The organism is Dietzia sp. HMSC21D01, assembly GCF_001815995.1.
GTDB lineage: Bacteria > Actinomycetota > Actinomycetes > Mycobacteriales > Mycobacteriaceae > Dietzia > Dietzia cinnamea.
Window position 1 is genome coordinate 1 of the sequence record NZ_KV823975.1, and the last position, 5374, is coordinate 5374.

Here is a 5374-nt window from a genome sequence, read left to right on the forward strand (position 1 = left end):
CCGGTCACCACGCGGCCTCCCCGGCGGCGCCGCGGGGGCGGCTGCGCCGGGTGGTTCCTCGTGGTGTTCGTCCTGGTCGCCGCCCTCGCGGTCGCCGCGGCGGTCGCGCTGTCCAACCTCGGCGTCTTCGGCCCCGGCGGGTTGTTCGGCGGCGGCACCACCACTTTGCGGACGCCGTCCACCACGCCCGTCACCACCGTGACCACCCAGGCGCCGGCCCCCGCACCCACGCCGCGGCCGAGCCCCACCCCGTCCCCCACGCCGACACCGGAGCCCTCACCGTCGCCGACCGGGGCGCCGACCACCTCCGACCTGCAGGACATGCTCGACTCGCTCACTTCCGAGTTCAGCTCGCTCCTGCCGCAGCAGGGCGAGGGCCAACAGGGCGCACAGGGCCAGGGTCAGCAGGGCCAGGGTCAGCGCCAGGGCGGCGAGGGCCGCGGCGACGGCCCCCAGGCCAGCGGGCGTACCGGCGGCGACGTCGTACCCGTGCCGGCGCGCGCCGGGGGTGAGGGCGCATGACCACACCGTCCGTCCTCGCGGGCCGGTACGAGATCGGCGAGACCCTGGGCTACGGCGGCATGTCGCAGGTCCACCGGGGCCGCGACACCGTCCTCGGCCGCGACGTCGCCGTGAAGATCATGCGGCCCGAGCTGGCCCGGGATGAGACCTTCTACCAGCGCTTCCGCCGGGAGGCGCAGAACTCGGCGTCGCTCAACCACCCGTCGATCGTCGCGATCTACGACCAGGGCGAGGAGCACACCGACGAGGGCTCCCTGCCGTACATCGTCATGGAGCTCGTCGAGGGCGACACGCTGCGCGACCTCATCCGCATGGACGGGCCGATGCCGCTCGAGCGGGCGCTCGGCGTGATGGCCGACGTGTGCGGGGCGCTCGACTTCTCGCACAAGAAGGGCATCATCCACCGCGACGTCAAGCCGGCCAACGTCATGATCTCCCGCGACGGCGCGGTCAAGGTGATGGACTTCGGCATCGCGCGCGCGGTCAGCGACTCCTCGTCGACGCTCACCACCACGTCGTCGGTCCTCGGCACCGCGCAGTACCTGAGCCCGGAGCAGGCGCGCGGTGAGAAGGTCGACGCCCGGTCGGACCTGTACTCCGCCGGCTGCGTGCTCTACGAGATGGTCGCCGGGGTGCCGCCGTTCACGGGCGAGTCGCCGGTGGCGGTGGCGTACCAGCACGTCCGCGAGTCCCCGCGGCCGGCGTCGGCGGTCAACCCGGAGGTGACGCGGTACGTCGACGCGGTGGTCATGCAGGCCATGGCCAAGAACCCGGAGAACCGTTACACGTCGGCCGGGGAGATGCGCACCGACCTCATCACGGTGCTCACCGGCGGCCGTCCGGCGGCGCCGTTGGTGTTGTCCGACGACGACCTCGACGACGACGAGCGGCCCGACGCGCCACACGGGTTCACCGGCGCGGGGTACGGGACCGGCCGGCCCCAGCAGTCTCCCTCGGACGCACTCACCGAGGCGCACGATCTGGCGGGCGTGACCGGTGGCACGGCCGGCGGAGCCGCGGGTGCCGCGGCGGGGTCCCGTCCCGCATCCCACTCCGCGGGCGGTCGCCGGCCGACGACCCGGGACGACGAACGCCGCAGGCCACGGGGGGTGGCGATCGCGTTGGCGGTGCTCCTCGTGCTGGGCGGCGTCACCGCCGTGTCCCTGTGGGCAACCTCGAACGGCGGGGACGGCGGTATCTCGCGGACGCAGGAGGTGACGATCCCGGAGGTGGCGCAGCGTCCGGTGGCCGAGGTGGTCGAGGAGCTCACCGCGCTCGGCCTCGAGCCGGTGCAGGCACCGGCGCCGCACCCTGAGATCCCGGAGGGACACGTCATCTCGTCGGACCCGATCGCCGGCAAGCGCCTAGCGGTGGACTCGGAGATCAACCTGATCGTGTCCACGGGCAAGCCGATCCTGTCGGTGCCCAACGTCATGGGGATGTCGCCCGCCGACGCCCGTCTGGCGCTGGAGGAGGCCGGGTTCCAGGTCGTCCCGGAGAACGAGGCACGGCCGTCTACGCCGGAGGACCAGGACAAGGTCGTCGACACCGATCCCGCGCCGGGCGCGCAGGTCCCCTCCGACCGGCCGGTCCGCCTCACGGTGGGGTCCGGACCCGAGCAGGTGGCGGTGCCCGGGGTCGTCGGCCAGGGCGCCGAGTCCGCGCGCGCGACGCTCGAGGCCGCGGGCTTCCGCGTGGACACGCTGCGCGTCGACGGCACCGCGCCGGAGGGTCAGGTGGTCGGCCAGTCGACGCCCGCCGGTCAGTCCCAGCTCAAGGGCGCGACGATCACGCTGCAGGTCTCGGCGGGGAACCGCTTCGAGATGCCCAACATCGTCGGCGACACCGTCGAGGAGGCGCTGGCCAAGCTCGAGCAGGCGGGCTGGCGTGGCGGCCGCGGCCAGCTCGTCGAGCTCCCGCAGAACGACCCGGACCTGTCCCGGGTCGGCCGGATCTACTCGCAGCAGCCGCCGGTGGGCGAGGCGGGCGTCAACGACCAGGTCGTGGTCCGGGTCATCCGCTTCGGTCTGGTGCCCGGACCCGGCTGACCGACCGGCCGCGCCACCGCGCGCGGCGTGCAGCGGTCAGGCGTCGCTTCTGCATGGTTCGCCGAACCACGTCCTGGGGATACGCTGACCGAAGTGACGGCTCGCGCGATCCGGCCGCGGTCAGGCGAGGGCGGCGCCGCGGGTCCGGTCGAGCTCCGACTCCAGCCGCGTCACCAGGGCCTCGGACGGCCGCTCGCCGCACATCCCCAGCCAGTTGGCGAGCATGCGGTGCCCGCCGTCGCTCATCACCGACTCCGGGTGGAACTGCACGCCGTGGACGGGCATGTCGCGGTGCCGCATGGCCATGACCAGACCGGTCTCCGTCCACGCCGTCGGCACGAGCGTGTCCGGGATCGTCTCCGGCAGCACCGTCAACGAGTGGTAGCGGGTGGCCGTGAACGGGCTGGGGATACCCGCCAGGACGCCGGAGTCGTCGTGCGTGACCAGGCTGGTCTTGCCGTGCATGAGCTCGGCGGCCCGGTCGACGGTCGCGCCGAACGCCTCGCCGATCGCCTGGTGTCCCAGGCACACGCCCAGCACGGGCACGCCCGCGCGTCCACACACCCCGATGAGCGGGACCGTGGCGCCCGCCCGGTCAGGCGTTCCGGGCCCCGGGCTGAGCAGGACGCCATCGAACTCGGAGACCACGCGTTCCAACGCCGCCGGGTCGTAGCCGCCGTCCGGGCCGGCGAGCCGCTCGTCGTCGTTCCTCCACACCTCGCACGTCGCGCCCAGCTGCCCCAGGTACTGGACCAGGTTGTAGACGAAGCTGTCGTAGTTGTCGACGACGAGGATGCGCATACACGCAGCGTACTGCCCTCGGACCGGTCGGCGTCGTCGGTGGGCTTGGTAGACTGACCCGCGACATCCCCACCAGCTCGAGGACTGAAATGCCCAAGTCGAAGGTCCGGTCCAAGACCGAGTACACCGAGGCGGCCGTCAGCCGCACCCCCGTCAAGGTCAAGGGCACCCCGACCGCGCAGTGGTACGTGGTGCTCATGTTCGGCCTGATGATCCTCGGTCTGCTGTGGCTGGTCACGTACTACATCGCCGGGGAGCAGATCCCGTTCATGCGCGATCTGGAGACGTGGCAGAACTTCGCGATCGGCTTCGGTCTGGCCGTCGTCGGCCTCCTCATGACGATGCGGTGGCGCTGAGGGTTCTCCACAGGCCCCGCCCCGAGGCGCGCGAGCGCTTTCCACAGGCTTTTCCACAGGTCACCCCCCGCACGACGCGGGGGGTGACCTGCATTTTCTCTGGTTTTCCCTCATTTATGCAGGTCAACAGCCCGATTGCAAGGCGACCGACGACCGCGACCCCGGCCATCCACACCCCTCACACACTGTGGACAACTCCCTCCACACTGGGGATAACGCCTGTGGGACGACGACGAGGTCGACGCCGCAGGTCGGGCCCGCTCCGACTCGAACGACTTTCGAACTCCACGCGTGTTATTCCTCCACAGTGTGGATAACGCCTGTGGATAAGGGAGGATGGGCGTGTGAGTGGTGAGGCGGTCTCCGGAGCGGGGCCCGCGGCCGTGTCGTGGTCGCCGGGCGTGGTGTGGCCGGGCGTGCAGATCGCCGCGGGCGTCGTGCTGGTGGTGCTCGGAGTGCAGCGTGCGGAGCCGCTCGCGCTGCTGCTCACGGGGCTGGCGGCGCTGTTCCTCATCCCGTCCGGGGTGTCGCAGTTGCTGCGGCGGCCGCGGATCGAGGTCGTGGACGGGCAACTGGCGATCAAGAAACTCGGACGGGCGCTGTTCGTGCCCCGGTCCGAGGTGGTGGAGGTGCGCGCGCTCGGGTCGGCCCGGTGGGGCGTGCGGCAGCACATGATGAGGCTGGAGTACACCGACGAGCGCGGCCGCGAGCAGCTCGACGTGTTCACCCGGCTCGATCTGGGCACCGATCCGCGCGACGTCGTGGAGACGCTGACGCGGCTGGGGTTCGGCGACCGGCGCGGCGACACGTAGCCACGGGCGGCGCGCGCGGCGCGGCCGGTGGGGCTCAGCGGAGGAAGACGAACCCCGCGGTCATGGACTCCGCCGCGTACCAGGCGGCGAGCCCGACGAGGACGACGACGACGAGGTACGCGGTCCACGACACGACCTCCCGCCCCCCGCGCCGCACACGGGCGGGCAGGCGCCGCGGCAGCACCACCAGCGCGACGGCGGCGACCGCCCCCACCGCGAGCCCGCCGAGATGCGCGCCCAGCGAGACCCCGGGGACGATGAAGCTGACGCCGATGTTGAGCACGAGCAGCAAGCCGATGCCCTTGACGTCGAGGCGCAGGGACATCGCGACGATGGCGTACGCCCCCATCAGCCCGAAGATGGCCCCGGAGGCGCCGGCGGTGAGGGCGTTCTGGCTGGTGAACATCACCGCCACGGATCCGCCGAGGGCGGAGACCAGATAGAGGCCCAGGAACCGGGCGTGCCCGATGCTGCGCTCGATCCCCAGCCCGAGAATCCACAGCATGTACATGTTGAGCAGCAGGTGCATCGGGCCGAAGTGCTGGAACGCCGAGGTGAGCAGCCGCCACCACTCGTCGCGGACCGCCACCATCGGCGGGAAGAGAGCCGTGGCCTCGAACAGGGCCGACGCGCTGTTCGCCATGATGCTGCGCGCCTGCGCCGCGGTGGCGACGTAGACGGCGAGGTTGGCGGTGATGAGCCACGCCGTGACCGGCTGGAGGCGGAAGAAGCGCGAGACCGCGCCACCGCGGTGGGTCTGGATGCTCATGGCTCCCGGTTCGTCGTGCTGTGGATAGACGTGCGGCGCGGGCCCGGGAGTCCCGGGACCCGCGCC

At 72.1% G+C, this 5374-nt stretch carries 5 protein-coding genes and 1 pseudogene; 4 read left to right on the top strand and 2 right to left on the bottom strand.

Annotated features, from left to right (window positions below):
• Together HMPREF3086_RS19300 and pknB are read left to right on the top strand one after the other, a co-directional pair.
• A pseudogene (locus HMPREF3086_RS19300) lies at positions 1 to 522 on the top strand (hypothetical protein); the annotation flags it as partial.
• Positions 519 to 2570, top strand: coding sequence for a Stk1 family PASTA domain-containing Ser/Thr kinase (pknB, locus tag HMPREF3086_RS11325; RefSeq protein WP_070721940.1), 2052 nt, complete (start codon positions 519 to 521; stop codon positions 2568 to 2570). The pseudogene HMPREF3086_RS19300 and the gene pknB, both read left to right, overlap by 4 nt.
• A gap of 120 nt (positions 2571 to 2690) precedes the next feature.
• Here the strand turns inward: pknB and HMPREF3086_RS11330 are convergent, their stop codons facing one another.
• Positions 2691 to 3371 carry an aminodeoxychorismate/anthranilate synthase component II gene (locus HMPREF3086_RS11330; protein WP_070721942.1) on the bottom strand — a complete coding sequence of 227 codons (681 nt, stop codon included), beginning with the start codon at positions 3369 to 3371 and terminating at the stop codon, positions 2691 to 2693.
• Between the two features lie 89 nt (positions 3372 to 3460).
• On the opposite strand from HMPREF3086_RS11330, the gene crgA reads away from it, so the two are divergent.
• Together crgA and HMPREF3086_RS11340 are read left to right on the top strand one after the other, a co-directional pair.
• A complete protein-coding gene (gene crgA / locus HMPREF3086_RS11335; protein ID WP_070721944.1) occupies positions 3461 to 3727 on the top strand; it encodes a cell division protein CrgA in 267 nt (88 codons plus the stop codon).
• Between the two features lie 344 nt (positions 3728 to 4071).
• The gene (locus HMPREF3086_RS11340; RefSeq protein WP_070721946.1) at positions 4072 to 4539 is read left to right on the top strand and encodes a PH domain-containing protein; all 468 of its coding nucleotides are present in this window, start codon (positions 4072 to 4074) and stop codon (positions 4537 to 4539) included.
• 34 nt (positions 4540 to 4573) lie between these two features.
• On the opposite strand, the gene HMPREF3086_RS11345 is transcribed toward HMPREF3086_RS11340, so the two are convergent.
• The coding region (locus HMPREF3086_RS11345; RefSeq protein WP_246830973.1) for a rhomboid family intramembrane serine protease at positions 4574 to 5374 on the bottom strand (801 nt) is incomplete at its 5' end.

What these genes read in the sequence shown, in the direction of transcription:
- crgA (WP_070721944.1), top strand. Translation starts at nt 3,461, where the DNA reads ATGCCCAAGTCGAAGGTCCGGTCCAAGACCGAGTACACCGAGGCGGCC.
- pknB (WP_070721940.1), top strand. Translation starts at nt 519, where the DNA reads ATGACCACACCGTCCGTCCTCGCGGGCCGGTACGAGATCGGCGAGACC.
- HMPREF3086_RS11330 (WP_070721942.1), bottom strand. Translation starts at nt 3,371, where the DNA reads ATGCGCATCCTCGTCGTCGACAACTACGACAGCTTCGTCTACAACCTG.